This window comes from Conexibacter stalactiti (assembly GCF_033542075.1).
Classification (GTDB): Bacteria; Actinomycetota; Thermoleophilia; order Solirubrobacterales; family Solirubrobacteraceae; genus Conexibacter; species Conexibacter stalactiti.
This window is the reverse complement of record NZ_JAWSTH010000023.1, coordinates 22,337-39,413: the sequence shown is the minus strand read 5'-3', so window position 1 is coordinate 39,413 and position 17,077 is coordinate 22,337. Positions and strand designations below refer to the sequence as shown.

17 protein-coding genes are annotated in these 17,077 nt (G+C 72.0%); 14 read left to right on the top strand and 3 right to left on the bottom strand.

The window, feature by feature from the left end; translation table 11 throughout:
• The first annotated feature begins 33 nt into the window (after window positions 1-33).
• From R7226_RS10965 to R7226_RS10955, 3 genes are read left to right on the top strand one after another with little or no spacing between them, the layout of a single operon-like run.
• On the top strand, window positions 34-1,569 hold the full coding sequence (locus R7226_RS10965) for an AMP-binding protein (RefSeq protein WP_318597193.1): 1,536 nt from the start codon (window positions 34-36) through the stop codon (window positions 1,567-1,569).
• A gap of 16 nt (window positions 1,570-1,585) precedes the next feature.
• Window positions 1,586-2,725 (top strand): acyl-CoA dehydrogenase family protein, encoded by a 1,140-nt coding sequence (locus tag R7226_RS10960; RefSeq protein WP_318597192.1) that lies wholly within the window; start codon window positions 1,586-1,588, stop codon window positions 2,723-2,725.
• Window positions 2,726-2,750: 25 nt separating this feature from the next.
• The gene (locus tag R7226_RS10955) at window positions 2,751-3,794 is read left to right on the top strand and encodes an acyl-CoA dehydrogenase family protein (protein ID WP_318597191.1); all 1,044 of its coding nucleotides are present in this window, start codon (window positions 2,751-2,753) and stop codon (window positions 3,792-3,794) included.
• Between the two features lie 131 nt (window positions 3,795-3,925).
• Here R7226_RS10955 and R7226_RS10950 read toward each other — a convergent pair whose 3' ends face one another.
• Window positions 3,926-4,393 carry an enoyl-CoA hydratase/isomerase family protein gene (locus tag R7226_RS10950; RefSeq protein ID WP_318597190.1) on the bottom strand — a complete coding sequence of 156 codons (468 nt, stop codon included), beginning with the start codon at window positions 4,391-4,393 and terminating at the stop codon, window positions 3,926-3,928.
• Window positions 4,390-4,755 (bottom strand): enoyl-CoA hydratase-related protein, encoded by a 366-nt coding sequence (locus tag R7226_RS10945; RefSeq protein WP_318597188.1) that lies wholly within the window; start codon window positions 4,753-4,755, stop codon window positions 4,390-4,392. Before R7226_RS10945 ends, R7226_RS10950 begins: the two co-directional genes overlap by 4 nt.
• 106 nt (window positions 4,756-4,861) lie before the next feature.
• Here R7226_RS10945 and R7226_RS10940 point away from each other — a divergent pair, with 106 nt between their 5' ends.
• The 5 genes from R7226_RS10940 (at window position 4,862) to R7226_RS10920 (ending at window position 10,307) form a co-directional block, all read left to right on the top strand.
• Window positions 4,862-5,932 carry an LLM class flavin-dependent oxidoreductase gene (locus R7226_RS10940; protein ID WP_318597186.1) on the top strand — a complete coding sequence of 357 codons (1,071 nt, stop codon included), beginning with the start codon at window positions 4,862-4,864 and terminating at the stop codon, window positions 5,930-5,932.
• A gap of 13 nt (window positions 5,933-5,945) precedes the next feature.
• Window positions 5,946-6,956, top strand: coding sequence for an LLM class flavin-dependent oxidoreductase (locus tag R7226_RS10935; RefSeq protein ID WP_318597183.1), 1,011 nt, complete (start codon window positions 5,946-5,948; stop codon window positions 6,954-6,956).
• A 28-nt stretch (window positions 6,957-6,984) separates the two neighbouring features.
• Entirely contained in the window at window positions 6,985-7,608 is a 624-nt protein-coding gene (locus R7226_RS10930; protein WP_318597181.1) for a TetR/AcrR family transcriptional regulator, read from the top strand.
• A gap of 165 nt (window positions 7,609-7,773) precedes the next feature.
• A complete protein-coding gene (locus R7226_RS10925; protein WP_318597179.1) occupies window positions 7,774-9,312 on the top strand; it encodes a class I adenylate-forming enzyme family protein in 1,539 nt (512 codons plus the stop codon).
• Complete coding sequence (locus tag R7226_RS10920; protein ID WP_318597177.1) at window positions 9,309-10,307, top strand: LLM class flavin-dependent oxidoreductase; 999 nt, start codon at window positions 9,309-9,311, stop codon at window positions 10,305-10,307. The genes R7226_RS10925 and R7226_RS10920 overlap by 4 nt, the downstream gene beginning before the upstream one ends.
• Window positions 10,308-10,357: 50 nt before the next feature.
• Here the strand turns inward: R7226_RS10920 and R7226_RS10915 are convergent, their stop codons facing one another.
• Window positions 10,358-11,074 (bottom strand): enoyl-CoA hydratase/isomerase family protein, encoded by a 717-nt coding sequence (locus R7226_RS10915; protein WP_318597175.1) that lies wholly within the window; start codon window positions 11,072-11,074, stop codon window positions 10,358-10,360.
• 75 nt (window positions 11,075-11,149) lie between these two features.
• Between R7226_RS10915 and R7226_RS10910 the strand changes: the two genes are divergently transcribed.
• The 6 genes from R7226_RS10910 to R7226_RS10885 all read left to right on the top strand — a co-directional run bounded on the left by R7226_RS10910 (window position 11,150) and on the right by R7226_RS10885 (window position 17,076).
• Entirely contained in the window at window positions 11,150-12,142 is a 993-nt protein-coding gene (locus R7226_RS10910) for an enoyl-CoA hydratase/isomerase family protein (protein ID WP_318597174.1), read from the top strand.
• 3 nt (window positions 12,143-12,145) lie between these two features.
• Window positions 12,146-13,153 (top strand): LLM class flavin-dependent oxidoreductase, encoded by a 1,008-nt coding sequence (locus tag R7226_RS10905; RefSeq protein ID WP_318597171.1) that lies wholly within the window; start codon window positions 12,146-12,148, stop codon window positions 13,151-13,153.
• Entirely contained in the window at window positions 13,150-13,509 is a 360-nt protein-coding gene (locus R7226_RS10900) for a VOC family protein (protein WP_318597170.1), read from the top strand. The genes R7226_RS10905 and R7226_RS10900 overlap by 4 nt, the downstream gene beginning before the upstream one ends.
• 163 nt (window positions 13,510-13,672) lie before the next feature.
• Window positions 13,673-15,259, top strand: coding sequence for an ABC transporter substrate-binding protein (locus tag R7226_RS10895; protein ID WP_318597169.1), 1,587 nt, complete (start codon window positions 13,673-13,675; stop codon window positions 15,257-15,259).
• Between the two features lie 3 nt (window positions 15,260-15,262).
• Complete coding sequence (locus R7226_RS10890) at window positions 15,263-16,153, top strand: ABC transporter ATP-binding protein (protein ID WP_318597168.1); 891 nt, start codon at window positions 15,263-15,265, stop codon at window positions 16,151-16,153.
• The gene (locus R7226_RS10885; protein ID WP_318597167.1) at window positions 16,150-17,076 is read left to right on the top strand and encodes an ABC transporter permease; all 927 of its coding nucleotides are present in this window, start codon (window positions 16,150-16,152) and stop codon (window positions 17,074-17,076) included. Before R7226_RS10890 ends, R7226_RS10885 begins: the two co-directional genes overlap by 4 nt.
• Window position 17,077: the final 1 nt, after the last annotated feature.

Sequence of the window (17,077 nt, the reverse complement as noted above, 5' to 3'; positions counted from 1 at the left end):
GGAGGTGGAGGAGCCAGGAATGGAGAGAGCAGCATGAGCGAGCAGCGCATGGGCTTCTGGGCATGGGCGCAGGCTGAGCCGAACCGCCCGGCCGTCGTCGACGCCCGCGGTCGCACGCGCACCTACGGCGAGCTGGACGCCGAGGTCAACCGCCTCACCCACGGCCTGCGCGAGGTCGCGGGCCTCGGCGTCGGCGACACCGTCGCGTGCGTGATGACCAACGGCATCCCGATGCTGTCGCTCTACCTCGCCGCGATGCAGTCCGGCCTCTACCTCGTGCCGGTCAACTACCACCTGACCGCGGCCGAGATCCGCTACATCGTCGAGGACTCCGGCGCGTCCGCCGTGCTCTGCTCCGGGCGCGTCGCCGATGTCGTGCGCGAGGCGGTCGACGACCGCGCGATCGTCTTCTGCGACGGCGGCGCGGTCGGGCTGCGCGACCTCACCGAGCTGACCGGCGGCCAGCCCGCCGCCCGTCCGCAGAGCACCGCCGCCGGCTCCCTGATGCAGTACACCTCCGGCACGACCGGCCGCCCGAAAGGCGTCAAGCGGCCGCTCAGCGGCCAGGACGCCGACGCCGGCGCGCACGTCTACGAGTGGCTGTTCGACGCGCTCGGGATCGGCCAGGACTTCGCGCGCTGGTGCGTCGCTTCGCCGATGTACCACACCGCCAACATCACGCCGGCCTCCGGCGCGCTCCACCTCGGCGGTTCGGTCGTGCTGATGGAGGGGTGGACGCCGGAGCTGTTCCTCGAGACGGTGCAGCGCGAGCGCGTCACCGGCACGCACATGGTGCCGACGCAGTTCCACCGCCTGCTGGCGCTCGACGCCGACACGCGCGCCGGCTACGACACCTCGTCGCTGCGCTACGTGCTGCACGGCGCCGCGCCCTGCCCGCCGGCCGACAAGCGCGCGATGATCGACTGGTTCGGCCCGATCGTCTACGAGTACTACGGCTCGACCGAGGTCGGCTCGACCGTCGCGACGCCGCAGCAGTGGCTGGAGCGGCCGGGCACCGTCGGCCTGCCGATGTCGATCTCGGAGCTGAGGATCCTCGACGAGCGCGGGGAGGAGGTGCCCGCCGGCACCGAGGGGATCGTCTACATGCGCCAGGGCGAGGATCGGATGGAGTACCACAACGATCCCGCCAAGACCGACGGCGTCCGCTCCGGCCGGCTGCTGACCGTCGGCGATCGCGGCTACGTCGACGACGACGGCTTCCTCTTCCTGACCGGCCGCGTCAGCGACATGATCATCGTCGGCGGCGTCAACACCTACCCGGCCGAGATCGAGGCGACGCTGCTGGAGCACCGCTGGGTGCTCGACGCCGGCGTCGCCGGGGTCCCCGACGGCGACCTCGGCGAGGTCCCCGAGGCGTGGATCCAGCCTGCCCTCGGCGCGCCCGACGCGGAGCGGCTGCGGGCCGAGCTGGCCGCCTTCTGCGAGCAGCGGCTGGCGCGCCACAAGCGCCCGCGGCAGATCCACCTGCGCGAGAGCCTCCCGCGCGACCCCAACGGCAAGCTCTACAAGCAGCGGCTGACCGCCGAGCGGTCGCCCGTCCACACCTGACGCGCAGGAGAGACGCGTGGATTTCGACGACACCCCCGAGGAGGCCGAGTTCCGTGCGCGCGCGGCGGCCTGGCTCGACGCGAACCTGACCGACGTGCCCGAGCAGGAGGGGCTCGACCAAGAGCGGCGCGAGGAGTGGTCGCGCCTGTGGCAGCAGCGCCTCTCCGACGGCGGCTGGACCGGTCTCACTTGGCCGGTCGAGCACGGCGGCCACGGCAAGGAGGTCGTCTTCGAGGCGATCTTCAACGAGGAGTGCGCCAAGCGCCGCACCCCGTACGCGCAGAACGGCGTCGCCCTGCTGCTGGCCGGGCCGACGATCATGGCCCACGGCACGCCGGCCCAGAAGGAGCGCTACCTCGGCCGGATCCTGCGCAGCGAGGAGTACTGGTGCCAGGGCTTCTCCGAGCCCGACGCCGGCTCCGACCTCGCCTCGCTGCGGACGATGGCGAAGAAGACCGACGGCGGCTGGCTGATCAGCGGCGAGAAGGTCTGGACCTCCAACGCCCACAACGCGACGAAGTGCATGCTGCTTGCGCGCACCGACCGCGAGGCGCCCAAGCACAAGGGCATCACCTACTTCCTCGCCGACATGGAGCAGATCGACGTGCGGCCGCTGGTGATGACCAACGGCGACGCCGAGTTCAACCAGATGTACCTCGACGACGTCTTCGTCTCCGACGACGACGTGCTCGGCGAGGTGAACGACGGCTGGAAGGTGACGCTCACCACGCTCGCGTACGAGCGCGGCGGGTTGGCGCTGTCGCTGTGCGTGTGGGCGCGACAGGCGGTCGACGCGGTCGTCGAGGCGGCGCGCACGCGCGGCCTGCTCGACGATCCCGGCGTCGCCGACGCGGTCGGCGCGCTCGACGCCGACGCCGAGGCGCTGCGGATCGGCTCGCTGCGCGCGATGTCGGAGGCGAGCCCCGGCCCCGAGACCTCGGTCGGCAAGCTGCTGTGGGCGAGAACGGTGCAGGACGCGACCCGCCTCGGGCTCGAGCTGATGGGCCCGGCCGCGCCGCTGGTCGACGAGCCGCAGGCGATTTCGCTGCTGCACCACTACCTGCGCTCGCGCGGCCACACGATCGAGGGCGGCACCGACGAGGTGCAGAAGTCGATCCTCGCCGAGCGCGTGCTCGCGCTCCCCCGCTCGCGCTGACCCTTCGACCTGGAGAGCACCTGAGATGCGCGCAACCTTCACTCCCGAGCAGGTCGAGATCGACCGCACGATCGCCGAGATGTCGGCCGGCGGCCTGCTCGACGCCCGCCACTGCCTCGAGCACGGCTTCCGCGAGCCGGCCTTCGACGCCGCGCTGCTGGCCGACTACGGCCAGCTCGGCCTGCCCGAGGCGGCCGGCGGCTTCGGCTCGAGCCTCGTCGACCTCGCGATCGCGGTCGAGGCGCTCGGCCGCACGCTCGCGCCGTCACGGCTGCCGGCGCAGGCAGCCGCGATCCAGCTCGCCGCCGCGGCCGGAATCGACGTCAGCGACGCGTCCGAGGGCCGCGCCCGCTGGACGATCGCCGCCGACGAGCCGGCCGCCGACGGGCCATCGGGGTGGGCGGCTTCGCTGGACGGCTCTGCTTTGAGCGGGTTCAAGACGCTCGTGCCGCATGCCGGAGGCGCGGACGCGCTGGTGGTCGTGGCCGGGGAGGAGGTGGCGTTGGTGCGGGCGCCCTCGCCGACAGCGCGCACTTCGCTCGACCCGACGCGGCCGGTCTGGGACATGCAGCTCGACGGGCTCGACGTGCTGGCGTCCGGGCCGCTCGGCGACGGACTGCTGCGGGCGACCGTCGTCGCCGCGGCCGACCTCTGCGGCGCCGGCCTCGGCGCGGTGCGGCTCGGCGCCGACTACGCGCGCGAGCGCAAGCAGTTCGGCAAGCCGATCGGCTCCTTCCAGGCGGTCGCCTTCCAGCTCGTCGACGCCTTCGTCGGCGTCAAGGCGGCGTGGGACCTGACGCTGTTCGCGGCGTGGGCGGTCGAGCAGGGCGACCCGCGGGCGGCGTCGGCGGTCCACGGCGCGAAGGCGCGCGCCGGCCAGGCGGCGCTGTTCGCCGCCGAGCGCTGCACGCAGGTGCACGGCGGCATGGGCATCACGCTGGAGGCCGACCCGCACCTCTTCAGCCGCCGCGCGCTCGGTTCTGACGCCTGGCTCGGCAGCGCCCGCTGGCACCGCCGCACCCTCGGCCGCATGCGCTTGGCGGGCGTCGCGGAGCCCGTCCCCGCCTGACGCGCCGCGCCAGGCCGCGGCGCGCCGCCCGGCCCCCGCGCGGTCCGCCCCGCCGCCCGCCCGCGCGACGCCCCCAGATGACTGGCGGTTTGTTCATCGCATGGATGAACAAACCGCCGGTCCTCCGAGCGTCAGCGGCCGAGGAAGCGCTCCACGGTCGCGGCGAACGCGGGCGCGGTGACGTGCTCGGCGAGCGCCGACCACTCGCGCGCGAGGTCGGCGGCGAGCGTGCCGTCGGCGTCGCGGGTCGCGCGGGTGAGGGCGAGGATGCGGGCGGTGGTGGCGGCGTCGGGCACGGTCAGCCGCTCGACGAGCAGGTCGACCGCGGCGACGAGCGCGTCGTCGTCGGCGACGGCGTTGACGAGGCCGAGCGCGAGCGCCTGCTCGGCGCTGAGGTCGCCGCCGGTCAGCAGCAGCTCGCTCGCGGCGCGCGCGCCGACGATCCGCGGCAGCCGCGCGCTGGAGCCCCAGCCGGGGACGATCCCGTGGCGCGCGTGGCCGTCGCCGACGCGCGCCGAGCGGGCCGCGACGACGAGGTCGGCGGCCAGCATCAGCTCGAAGCCGCCGGCGTAGGCGGCGCCGTTGACGGCCGCGATCACCGGCTCGCGGCGCCCGCGACGGCATCCACGAGCGCCCGCCCGCGCGCGAGGTAGGAGAGCAGGGCTTCGTCGCGGGCGCTCGTCGCGCCAGGCGCTGCCGCCGCGCGCGGCTCGGCGTCCGCGACGCGCGTGGCCGCCGCCATCACCTCAGCCCCCGCGCGCATGTCGGCGCCGGCGCAGAAGGCGCGGCCGCTGCCGGTCAGCACCAGCGCGCGCACGGCGTCGTCGGCGGCGCCGCGGGTGAGCCAGGCGCGCAGCCCGTCGATCACCTCGGGGCCGCAGGCGTTGCCGCGCTCCGGCCGCGCGATCCGCGCCCATAACGCCGCGCCCCGCACCTCGATCTCCACACCCTCAGACGTCATTTCATACCGATCGGTTTGACAACGACTGGCGCTGAACCTAACATACCGTCCAGTCGGAATCTACGGCGATGCAAGCCCTGGGAGGACCACGGTGAAGTTCGGAATCATGAATCTCTTCCCAGGTGGGGAGGGCGAATCGGATCAGCGCGTCCTGCACGAGACGCTGGAGGAGATCGCACTCGCGGACGAGCTCGGGTTCGACTCCGTCTGGCTCGCCGAGCACCACTTCTCGCGCTACGGCGTGCTCGGCAGCCCGATCAACTTCGGGATGGCGATCGCGGAGCGCACGCAGCGGATCACGATCGGCACCGCGGTGCTCGTGCTCCCCTTCTACGACCCCGTCCGGCTGGCTGAGGACATCGCGACGCTCGACGTGCTGTCGGGCGGGCGCGTGCAGATCGGCGTCGGGCGCGGCTACCAGCCGAAGGAGTTCGCCGGCTTCCGCGTGCCGCTGGAGGAGTCGCGCCAGCGCTATCAGGAGGTGCTCGACGTCCTGCGTCTCGCGCTGACGGAGGAGAACTGGTCCTACGAGGGCGAGATCTTCAAGTACGAGAACATGACGACCTACCCGCGGCCGCTCACGCCCGGCGGTCCGCTGATCCTCGAAGGCACGGTCTCGCCGGAGAACTTCAAGGATCGCGGCACCCGTGGTCAGCCGATCATCACCTCGCCGAACTTCACCCCGCTCGGCCTGATGAAGCGCAACTTCGACCTGTACCGTGACGCGATGGCGGCCAACGGCCATGACCCGGACGCGCACGACCTGCCGTTCATGCAGCAGGTCTGGTGCGGCGAGGGAGAGGCAGGGCTGCGCGGCGCCGCGCAGGCGGCGCTGGAGTACTACCAGTCGGTCGGCAAGGTGATCCCCGGCTCCGAAGAGGCGATCGACGCCGAGCGCGACTACTACGAGAAGGTCGCCGAGAACATCCGCCTGCTGACGCTCGAGCAGACGCTGACGCACGGCGGCAACTTCGGCGATCCCGCGCGCGTCGCCGACACGATCCACCAGTTGCGCGAGCAGCTCGGCATCAACCACTACATCGGCTGGCTGCGGATCCCGTCGATGTCGCGCAAGGAGGCGCTGCGCTCGATGGAGCAGTTCGCCACCGAGGTGATCCCGCAGTTCAAGCAGGCGCCGGCCGCGTCGTCGGCGGTCGCCGGGGCGACGAGCGCGTAGCGCGCGGCACGCGATGCGCGTCTCCGTCTTCCTCAGCGCGCAGTTCCCGCCCGAGCAGTCGGCGCAGGAGGGGCTGGCGGCCGTCGTCGAGCAGGCGCGGCTCGCCGACCGCCTCGGCTTCGACGCCGTCTTCCTCGGTCACCACTTCCTCGCGCACTCGGCCTTCCTGCAGCCGCTGGAGCTGGCCGGCTACCTCGCGGCGGCGACCGAGCGGGTGCGGATCGGCTTCGGGATCCTGCTCGCGCCGCTCTACAACCCGCTCGCGCTCGCCGAGCAGCTGGCGACGCTCGACGTGCTCTCCGGCGGCCGCATGGTCGTCGGGATCGGCGCCGGCTACCGCAGACGCGAGACCGACGCCTTCGGCGTCGAGTGGGGCGATCGGATCCGGCGGCTGCGCGAGTACGTGCCGCTGATGCGGGCGCTGTGGAACGGCGAGACGATCGACGCCGAGGGCACGTGGGGCAGAGTCCGCAACGCCTCGCTGCCGCTCAGATGCGTGCAGCCCGGCGGCCCGCCGATCTGGATCGGAGCCTTCGCCGAGCCGGCGATCAGACGCGCGGCGGCGCTGAACACGAGCTGGCTGATCGGGCCCGAGGGCGATGACGCGGCGATCGCGCAGCGGCTCGGCCTCTTCCGCGCGACGCTGACCGAGCATGGCCACTCGCTCGACCGCCCGTACCCGATGAGCCGCGAGGCCTGCGTCGGCGACACGACCGAGGCGGCGCGGGCGCTGATCCGGCCGCACCTGGAGGCGCAGTATGCCGCCTACAAGTCGTGGGACACCGCGCAGCAGGTCGAGGTCGACTCCTATCTCGACGAGCACTGCGTCGTCGGCGACGCCGACCGCGTCGTGGCGCGAATCGAGCGGCTGGAGCGCGAGCACGGCATCACCGACCTGGCGCTGCGGCTCCAGTTCATGGGGATGCCGCACGCGCAGGCGCTCGACCAGATCCGCCGCTTCGGGGAGGACGTGATCCCCCGTCTGACGCCCGCTTCGGCGTCCTCCGCGACTTCCACATTCTGACCGGTCGGTTTTGTAGACTCGACCGGCTATGGCCCCGAGAACTCAGACGCCGAGAAGAAAGACGCGCGGGAGCTACGACCCCGAGCAGACGCGCCAACTGCTGCTCGACAGCGCCTTGGAGCTGTTCGGCGACCAGGGCTTCCACGGCACCTCCGTGCAGGAGATCGTCGAGCGCGCGCAGGTCACGAAGGGTGCCTTCTACCACCACTTCGAGAGCAAGCAGGACGTGCTCAGCCTCATCCACGACGAGTTCCTCGACGTGCAGCGCGAGGCGATAGAGCGGATCCTCGAGGAGGTCGAGTCGCCGGTCGAGCAGCTGCGCGAGGTGATCCGCGAGTCAGTCCTGACCGTCACGCGCTACCGCCAGCACGTCGCCGTCTTCTTCCAGGAGCGGCGCTACCTGACCGGCAGACCGGCCGCCGACGTAAAGCGCAAGCGCGACAAGCTCGACAAGGCGATGGACGACATCGTGATCGCCGGCGTCGAGCAGGGCCTCTTCGACGCCCGCATCACGCCGCGCGTCGCCGTCTTCGGCGTCGTCGGCATGTCGGCGTGGGTCCACCAGTGGTACCGCGAGGACGGCACGATGTCGGCCGAGCAGGTCGCCGACGACCTCGCCAACCTCGCGCTCGACGGCCTCGTCGTCCGCTGAGGCGCCGCCCCGCGCCCGTCCGCGGGGCGAGCACTGCAGGTCTGCTGCTGCATGGCCGTAGTAGACCTGCGGAGGTCGTGGGTGGGGCGCGGCGCTTGACCGCGCGCGCCCGCGGCGGTACGCTCAATACCGACTGGACGGTATGAACTGGGAGAGAGAGCTGCCGTGAACCTCGCCACCGACCTCGAGCGCCGCGCAGCCGAGGTGCCCGATCGCATCGGCCTCCACTTCGAGGACGGTCGCGCCTGGAGCTACGCGCAGATCGACGCCGAGGCGTCGGCGTACGCCCGCGCCCTCGCCGCCGCCGGCATGCAGCGGGGCGAGCGCGTCGCGCTCTACCTCGCCAACACGCCCGAGCTGGCCTTCGCGATCTACGGCGCCTGGAAGCTCGGCGCCGTGCCGGTCACGATCAGCGGCCTCTACAACGGCGCCGAGCTGAGCGAGTCGATCGCCAAGACCGCGCCGGTGCTGCTCGTCACCGACGAGCACGACCGCGACGCGCGCGACGCCGCGCTCGCCGCGAGCGACCTGAGGCTGCTGACGCAGGCGCAGCTGAGCGCGCCAGGCAACGCCCGCGCCCACCTGGCCGCGGCCGCGGCGAACGCCGAGGACGAGGCCGTGATCCTCTTCACCGGCGGCACGACCGGTCGGCCGAAGGCGGTCAGCGTCACGCACGGCGGCGTGCAGGAGTCGCTCGCGCGGCTGGCGCGCGCCTCCAAGGGCAGAGCCGGCCCCTACGCCGCCGCGCCCGACGGCACGCCGCCCAACCTCGTCGCGCTGCCGCTGTTCCACAGCGGCGGTCAGCACACGCTCCTGTTCGCCTTCCACGTCGGCCGCGCCGCGGTGCTGTGGGAGCGCTTCCGCGTCTCGACGCTCGAGCGGCTGCTGGAGCAGCACCAGTTCGACAGCCTCTTCCTGCTGCCGACGATGCTCTACGACGTCGTCCACGCCGACGACTCGCCCGACCTCGCCTCGGTCCGCTCGGTGCTGGTCGCCGGGCAGGCGCTCAGCATCCACCTGCGGCGCCAGTTCGAGGAGCGGTTCGGGATCCCGATCGTGATGAACTACGGCTCGACCGAGACCGGCCACATCGCCGGCTGGACGGCGCAGGACATGAAGGCCGGGCTGTGGAAGGCGGGCTCGGCCGGCCGCCTCTACGCCGGCGTAGAGCTGGAGGTGCGCGACGACGACGGCGCCGCGCTGCAACGCGGCGAGACCGGCGAGATCGTCGTCCGCTCGGCGATGACGAAGGGCTACGTCGACGACGCCGCCGCCTCCGGCGAGCTGGTGCGCGACGGCTGGGTCCACTCCGGCGACATGGGCTACGTCGACGACGATGGCGTCCTCTTCCTCGTCGGGCGCAAGCGCGACATGATCAAGTGCGGCGGCTTCCAGGTCTGGCCGGAGGAGATCGAGGAGGAGCTGCGCGCCCATCCGCTCGTGCGCGACGTGCGCGTCGTCGGGGTCGAGGACGAGCGGCTCGGCGAGATCCCGCAGGCGATCGTCGTGCGCGAGCACGGCGTCGGCGAGCGCGCGTCCGACGACGAGGTCGCCGCGACGCTGCTCGCCTACGTGCGCCAGCGGCTCTCCCACTTCAAGGCGCCGCGCAGCTGGGCGTTCATCGACGAGCTGCCGCGCAGCGAGGCCGGCAAGGTGCGGCGCGACGCGCTCGCGGCCGCCGGCGCCCGCGCGGTGGAGGCATGAGCATGCGCTTCGGGATCATGGCCTCGCACCAGTGGCCGTTCGACGAGGACCTGCGCAGACATGTCGATGAGCTGGTCGAGCTGGTCCAGCTGGCCGAGCAGCTCGGCTACGACTCGACCTGGGTGATCAACCACTTCGTCTCCAACCTCGCGACGCCGCAGCCGATCTCGATGGCGGCGAAGCTGATCGAGAACACCGAGCGGATCACCGTCGGCACCGGCATCCTGCTGCTGCCGTTCTTCCACCCGGTCCACATCGCGGAGGAGTTCGCGACGCTCGACCAGTTCTCCGGCGGGCGCGTCGTGCTCGGCGTCGCCGCCGGCTACCGCGAGCACGAGTTCGAGGCGTTCGGGATCGACATCGACGAGCGCTTCAAGCGGCTCGACGAGGGGATCCGGATCATCCGTGCGCTGTGGAGCGGCGAGCGCGTCAGCTTCGACGGCGAGATCTGGTCGTTCACCGACCAGCGGATCGGCGTGCCGCCGCTGTCCCCCGGCGGCCCGCCGATCTGGGTGGGGGCGGGCGGCAGGCATGCCGTCCGCCGCGCCGCCCGCCTCGGCGACGCCTGGTACGCGCCCGGCAACGCGCCGAGCCCGAGATACCTCGCCAAGCACACGGCGATCTACGACGAGGCGCTCGCCGAGTACGGCAGGAGAGCGGCGGAGCGGCCGCTCGGCGTCGAGCTGTACTGCGCGCCGACGACCGCGCAGGCGATCGAGGAGGCGCTGCCGCACGCCCGCCGCGAGTACCACACCTACGCCGAGTATCCGGCGCTCGCGTGGCAGCGCGACCGCTTCGACGAGCTGGTCGCCAACACGCTGCTGCTCGGCTCGCCGGAGGACCTGATCGAAAGGATCCGCGGCTACCGCGCGCTCGGCTTCGACCACCTGATCTTCCGCCCCTTCTGGCTCGGCATGCCGATGGCGCAGGCGCGCGCGTCGATCAGGCTGTTCGCCGAGGAGGTCATGCCGGTGCTGCGGGCGGAGGCGGGGTGAGCGGGCGTGGCCGGGCGCGCTGAGCGGCGCGGGCGGCGCGGTCGCGTGGCTCAGCCGAGCAGCGCGTCGACGGCGCGGCGGACCGCTTCGGCCTCGGCGGCCTCTGGCGAGGCGGCGGCGAGCGCGCGGTAGAGCGCCTTCGTCTCGCGCACGGCCTCCGGCGCGTGACCGGCGATCGTCGCCGCGAGCGCGGCGACCTCGCCGGCGAGCGCCTCGTCGGCGACGACGCGGCTGAAGAGGCCGGCAGCGCGCGCGGCCTCGGCGTCCTGCGGCGCGCCGCTCAGCAGCCAGTCGAGCGCGACCTTCGGCGGCAGCGTCGCGAGCAGGTCGAGCATCACGATCCCGGGCACGACGCCGTGCGCGATCTCCGGCAGCGCGACGACGGCGCCGCGGCCGGCGAGCACGACGTCGCAGCGCGCGATCAGCCCCAGCCCGAAGCCCATCGCGCCGCCCTGGACGGCGGCGATCGTCGGCTGCGGCGCGGCCGCGAGGTCGGCCAGCAGGCGGCGGTTGGCGTCGAACGACGCCTGCACCGCGGCGCGGTCGCCGCCGGCCTGCATCGCGGCGATCTCGCGCAGGTCCCAGCCGGCGCAGAAGACCGGCCCCTCGGCGGCGAGCACGATCGCGCGGCAGCGCTCGTCGGCGGTCGCGGCACGCAGCGCGGCGTGGAGCGCGGCGGCGGTCGCGTCGTCGATCGCGTTGCGCCGCTCGGGGCGCGCGAGCGTGAGCGTCACGACGCCCTCGTGGGTGGAGGACTTGACAGTCATGGTGGGGCCGGAGTATAGATACCGACTAGACGGTATGTCCACCGTCGGTCGTGCCGGAGCGAGGAGACGAAGAGCGTGAAGAAGACCGAAGCCGAGCTGCTGTCCCCGCAGTGGGACACCGACCACATGGAGATCGACGAGGCGACGATCGCCGGCTACGTGCGCTACGACGTCGACCCTGAGCGCGCCGTCGCGTCGATCACCTTCGACCGTCCCGACCGCCTCAACGCGATCCCGATCGCCGCCTTCGAGCGCGTCGGCGACCTCGTCCGCGAGGCCGAGGCCGACGACCGCGTCAAGGTGATCGTCTTCAAGGGCGAGGGCGACCACTTCGGCACCGGCGCCGACGCCGCCGAGCTGGGCCACTACATCGGCTACAAGAGAGGGACCGACAAGGCCTCGCGCCGCCGTCCCTCGCAGCGCCAGCGGATCCTGCCCGACCGCAACGTCCTCTCCTCCGCCTTCACGCGGCCGATCATCGAGTGCCTGAAGGCGACCGTCTGCCAGGTGCAGGGCTACTGCTACGGCGGCCACTTCCAGATCGCGCTGTCGGCCGACATCGTGATCGCGACGCCCGACGCGCGCTTCACGCATCCGGCCTTCCGCTACCTCGGCCCCGCGCCGCAGGACATGTACCACTGGATCGAGAAGCTCGGCCTCACGAAGATGAAGGACCTGATGCTGACGATGCGGCCGCTCGGCGCCGAGGAGGGCGCGGAGGCCGGGCTCGTGACGAAGGTCGTCGAGCCCGAGGAGCTGCAGAGATGGGTCGACGACTACGTCGACGCGATCGCCGTGATGCCGCTCGACTCGCTGATGATGGGCAAGTCGATGATGCAGGTCGTGATGGAGGCGCGCGGCAAGGGCCTCGGCGCGATGACCGGCTGGGTCGGCCACGGCTGGGCGACCAACGTCGTCTTCGAGGACGACGACTGGAACTTCCTGCGCGAGCGGCGCGAGAAGGGGATCGCGCAGGCGCTCGCCGACCGCGACAACATGGTCGCGCCGCACTTCCGCCTCAGCAACGCACGCAGCAAGGCGGCGGCCAACGGCAACGGCAAGGGCTGAGCGATGCGCTTCGGCGTCCTGCTCGACCACCAGTACGCCAAGGGCGAGCCGCTGGCGCCGCGGATCGGCGAGCTGGTCGAGCTGACCGAGACCGTCCGCGACCTCGGCTTCGACTCGATCTTCGGGATCCACCACTACCTCAGCAGCCTGCAGACGCTGCAGCCGCTGTCGCTGATCGCGCGCCTGATCGACCACAGCGGCGAGATGGAGATCGGCACCGGGATCCTGATCCTGCCGCTCGGCAACCCCGTCCACTGGGCCGAGGAGATCGCCTCGATCGACCAGCTCTCGGGCGGGCGCTTCGTGCTCGGGATCGGCTCCGGCTACCGCGAGGACGAGTTCGCCGCCTTCGGCCTGCGCAGATCGCAGCGCACGAGACGGATGGTCGAGTCGCTGGCGGTGATGCAGCAGCTCTGGAGCGGCGAGCCGGTCGTCCACCACGGCGACCACTTCCAGCTCGACGGCCAGGTCTGCAGCGTGCTGCCGGTGAACGGCGAGATCCCCGTCTGGATCGGCGCCAACTCGCCGGCCGGGATCGCGCGCGCGGCGAGACTGGGCCACGCCTGGCTCTCGCCCGGCAACGTCAAGCGCAACTGGGCGGTCGGCAACCTCGCGACCTACCGCGAGGAGCTGGTCGCGGCCGGCTCCTCGCCGGAGGGTCGCACGTACCCGATCCACCGTGACCTCTACATCGCCGACACGCAGGCGGAGGCGATGGCCTTCGCCGACACCTTCCCGAAGGCGTCGTACGCCGAGTACGTGCAGTACGGGATGGACTACTTCGAGACGCTGTGGGAGGAGATCAAGGCGAAGGCCTTCTTCTTCGGCACGCCCGACGAGGTCGTCGAGAAGATCGAGGACTTCGCCGCCGGCGGCTTCAACCACTTCGTCTTCCGCGTGCAGTGGCTCGGCTGTCCGCACGAGACCTCGGTGAGGATCCTCGAACGGTTCGCCGCCGAGGTGCTGCCGCGCGTACGCGCCAACGTCGAGCTGGAGGTCACGACGCGATGAGCACCCCGGTCGGAAGGGTCGGGCACGTGCTGCTGCCGGCCGACGACGTCGGCGCCAGCATCGGCTTCCTGACGGAGGTGCTCGGCTTCGGCCTGCGCTTCCGCGACGGCGACCGCTATGCCGCGATCGACGGCGGCGGCACGACGCTCGCCGTTGCCGCGAAGGCGGAACAGCCGCGCGCCGACCAGGTCGCGGTCGGGATCAGGGTCGCGGACCTCGACGCGGTCGCGGCGCGGCTGGAGGCGGCGGGGACGCCGCTGCTGGGCGCGATCGCCGAGTCCGAGCACGAGCGCCGGCTGTCGTTCCTGGATCCCGCCGGCAACGTCTTCGTCGCCTACGAGCCGAAGGTTTCGTAGCCGGCGCCAGAGGCCGGCCGACGCACCAGTTCCACGCAGCGATTTGACAGATACCGTCTGGTTGGTATGGTCGCAGCCAGACGGCGCTTGGAAACGCCATCGAGGTGGGGCCCGGGTCGCGGGCCCGACGGAGGAGAGAGAGATGAAGGCTCACGCAGGAGCAGTGCTCATCAGGTCCCGCACGGCGTTTCTGACGCTCGCCGCGGGGCTCGCGCTGAGCGTCGGCGTCGCCGCCTGCGGCGGCTCGTCGGAGTCCGACGGCGACAGCGGCGGCAGCACCGGCGCCAGCGCCGGCGCCGCGACGACCGCCGACGGCGGCGGCAGCAGCAGCGCGAGCGGAACGCCGGAGGGCAACCTGCGCGTCGTGCTCGCCGCGCCGCCGTCGGGGCTGGACCCGATCGTCAGCGCCCGCGACGGGCAGTACGTCTGGGGCACGATGCTGGAGCCGCTCGTCAACGTCGACGAGAGAGAGCTGCCCGACAGAACGGGCCTCGTGACCGACTGGTCGCGGCCGAACCCGACGACGTGGGAGTTCAGACTCCGTCCCGGCGTCAGATTCACCAACGGCGAGCCGTTCGACGCGGCCGCCGCCGCCTTCGCGATCCAGGAGAACGTCGACAACCCCGCCGGCATCCTCAAGTCGTACTTCGGCAACGTCAGATCGGTCAGAGCGAGAGGCGACGACACGGTCGTCGTGACGACGAGAACGCCGCAGGTCAACCTCGTCAACCTGCTCTCGACCGTCTTCGCGCTGCCGCCGGCGTACTACAGAGAGGCCGGCAGCGAGGGCTTCACGAAGAGACCGGTCGGCACCGGCCCGTTCACGTGGACGAGAGAGCTGCCGGGCCGCTCGATGCAGGTCAGCGCCAACCCCGGCTACTGGGGCGACGCGCCGGGCGTCAGAGACGTCACCTTCACCTGGGCCACCGACGCGCAGCAGCGCCTCTCGCTGTTGCAGAGCGGCGCGGCCGACGTCTCCTTCGACCTGCCGCCGACGCAGGCGCAGGCGGCGCAGGAGGCCGGCCTCGACGTGCTCGAGATACCGACCGCCGTCAAGATCACCGCCTTCCTGCAGGCCGACAGAGCGCCGTTCGACGACCCCGCCGTGCGCAGAGCCGCGGCGCTCGCGATCGACCGTGACCAGATCGTCGAGAGCATCTTCCAGGGCAGAGCGACCGCGACCGGCGGCCTGCTCAACATGCTCCCCGGCGAGGAGCCGGCCTCGGAGATAACGCCCAACATGGAGGAGGCGAAGGCGCTGCTGAGAGGCGCGACGCCGAGCGTCACGCTGACGTACCCGACGAAGTACACGAACATCCAGGACGTCGCCGAGGCGACCGGCGGGATGCTCGAGGAGGCCGGCTTCAGAGTCACGCTCAGAGCGCTCGACTACGGCGCGATGGTCGGCCAGATCGTCAGACGCAACATCGACGGCATCTACCTGCTCGGCGCGGTGCCGAACGTCGCGCACCCGGACTTCTTCGCGCGCGGCTTCATGACCTCGACGTCGATCACGGCCAACTGCCCCGACAGAGAGCTGGACGTGCTGACGGCGAGAGCGCTGGAGCAGCCCGACGCGGAGACGGCGCAGCCGATCTACGACGAGCTGAACACGCGCGCCGTGGTCGAGGACGCCTGCTACGCGCCGCTCTACAACCAGACGTTCAACATCGGCGCCAAGGACGTCAGCGGCCTGGAGTACTCGCCGCTGAACGTGCCGCACTTCGAGCACGCGAAGCTCGGCGGCTGAGCGATGGGCCGTGACGTCGACACCACCGTGGCGCCGGACGCCGCGACGCGCGAGCGGATCGTCGACGTCGACGGCCTGACGGTGATCCACCAGCGCCGCGGCGGCGGGCGAGGCGAGCGCTTCGCCGCCGTCGACGGCGTCTCGATCCACCTCGACGCGGGCGAGATCGTCAGCGTCGTCGGCGAGTCGGGCTCGGGCAAGACGAGCCTGGCGATGGCGCTGACGGCGCTCGGCGCGCACACGTCGGGGCGGGTCGAGCTGCTCGGGCGCGACCTCTCGACGCTGCGCCCGCGACAGCTGCGCGCGCTGCGCCCCGAGGTGCAGGTGATCTTCCAGGACCCGCACGGCTCGCTCGACCCGCGCCAGTCGGTCAAGGCCGGCTTCAAGGAGCTGCGCGGGCTGCAGCCGCAGCGCACGAGCTGGACCGACGACGCCGGCCTGCTCGCGCAGGTGCGCCTGTCGCCCGACCTGCTCGACCGCTATCCGCACCAGCTCTCGGGCGGTCAGGCGCAGCGCGTCTGCATCGCCCGCGCGCTGCTGATGCGTCCGCGCGTGCTCGTCGCCGACGAGCCGACCTCCGGCCTCGACGTCTCCGTCCAGGCGGAGGTGCTGCGACTGCTGCTGGAGCTGCGCGACGGCACCGGCGTCTCGATCCTCTTCATCAGCCACGACCTCTCGGTCGTGCGGCGGATCTCCGACCGCGTCTACGTGATGCGCAGAGGGACCGTCGTCGAGGAGGGGCTCTGCGCGCAGGTGCTCGACGCGCCGCGACATCCCTACACGCGCGAGTTGATCGCGGCTGTCCCTGGGCAATCGCTCGGCCGGAGGCCTCGGATTGCCTTGGAAGATCTCGCCCAGGGGGCTCGTTCTTCCGGGCGGGCGGTGGCGTCATGAATTCGAACATGGCGCTGTTCGGGGCGCGCAAGCTCGGCGCCGCGCTCGTCACGCTGCTGCTGGCGCTGACGGCCGCGTTCGCGCTCGGCCACCTCTCCGGCGACCCCGTCTACAACATCCTCGGCCCGCTCGCCGAGCGCGAGCAGATCACTCAGATGCAGCAGGAGCTGGGGCTCGACAAGCCGCTCGTGGAGCAGTACACGACCTACCTCGGCGACACCGTCCGCGGCGAGCTGGGCGACTCGCTCCAGTACTTCCGCTCCAACAGCGAGCTGATCCGCTCGCGGCTGCCGCAGTCGCTCCAACTGCTCGGCGTCGCGATGCTGCTGGCGATCCTGATCGGGGTCCCGCTCGGGACGCTGGCGGCGGTCAAGGAGGGGACGTGGTGGGACCGCGCCGCCTCGACCGTCGCGCTGCTGGGCCAGTCGGTGCCGGTCTTCTGGCTCGGGCTGATGCTGATCCTGATCTTCGCCGTGAGACTGAGACTGCTGCCGTCCGGCCAGTCGGGTGGGATCGACCACCTCGTGCTGCCGGCGATCACGCTGTCGCTGCTGCCGCTCGCGCACATCGCGCGCCTGACGCGCGCCTCGATGGCCGAGGTGCTCGCCGAGCCGTACATCGACGCGGCCCGCGCCCGCGGCCTCAGCGCGCGGCGGGTCGTCGGCTGGCACGCGCTGCGCAACGCCGCGCTGCCGGTCCTGACCGTGACCGCGTTGCAGACCGGCGTGCTGCTCTCCGGCGCGGTCGCCGTCGAGTACGTCTACTCGTGGCCCGGCCTCGGCACGCTCGCGCTGGAGGCGGTGCAGTTCCGCGACTTCACGCTCGCGCAGGCGGTCGTGATCGTCGGCGCCGTCACCTTCGTCCTGCTCAACCTGCTCGTCGACCTGCTCTACGTCGTCGTCGACCCGCGCCTGCGCACCTGAC

Excerpts from the sequence above, each read along its gene's own strand:
- R7226_RS10965 (WP_318597193.1), top strand. The coding sequence starts at position 34 with ATGAGCGAGCAGCGCATGGGCTTCTGGGCATGGGCGCAGGCTGAGCCG.
- R7226_RS10955 (WP_318597191.1), top strand. The coding sequence starts at position 2,751 with ATGCGCGCAACCTTCACTCCCGAGCAGGTCGAGATCGACCGCACGATC.
- R7226_RS10945 (WP_318597188.1), bottom strand. The coding sequence starts at position 4,755 with ATGACGTCTGAGGGTGTGGAGATCGAGGTGCGGGGCGCGGCGTTATGG.
- R7226_RS10940 (WP_318597186.1), top strand. The coding sequence starts at position 4,862 with ATGAATCTCTTCCCAGGTGGGGAGGGCGAATCGGATCAGCGCGTCCTG.
- R7226_RS10935 (WP_318597183.1), top strand. The coding sequence starts at position 5,946 with ATGCGCGTCTCCGTCTTCCTCAGCGCGCAGTTCCCGCCCGAGCAGTCG.
- R7226_RS10930 (WP_318597181.1), top strand. The coding sequence starts at position 6,985 with ATGGCCCCGAGAACTCAGACGCCGAGAAGAAAGACGCGCGGGAGCTAC.
- R7226_RS10920 (WP_318597177.1), top strand. The coding sequence starts at position 9,309 with ATGAGCATGCGCTTCGGGATCATGGCCTCGCACCAGTGGCCGTTCGAC.
- R7226_RS10915 (WP_318597175.1), bottom strand. The coding sequence starts at position 11,074 with ATGACTGTCAAGTCCTCCACCCACGAGGGCGTCGTGACGCTCACGCTC.
- R7226_RS10905 (WP_318597171.1), top strand. The coding sequence starts at position 12,146 with ATGCGCTTCGGCGTCCTGCTCGACCACCAGTACGCCAAGGGCGAGCCG.
- R7226_RS10900 (WP_318597170.1), top strand. The coding sequence starts at position 13,150 with ATGAGCACCCCGGTCGGAAGGGTCGGGCACGTGCTGCTGCCGGCCGAC.
- R7226_RS10890 (WP_318597168.1), top strand. The coding sequence starts at position 15,263 with ATGGGCCGTGACGTCGACACCACCGTGGCGCCGGACGCCGCGACGCGC.
- R7226_RS10885 (WP_318597167.1), top strand. The coding sequence starts at position 16,150 with ATGAATTCGAACATGGCGCTGTTCGGGGCGCGCAAGCTCGGCGCCGCG.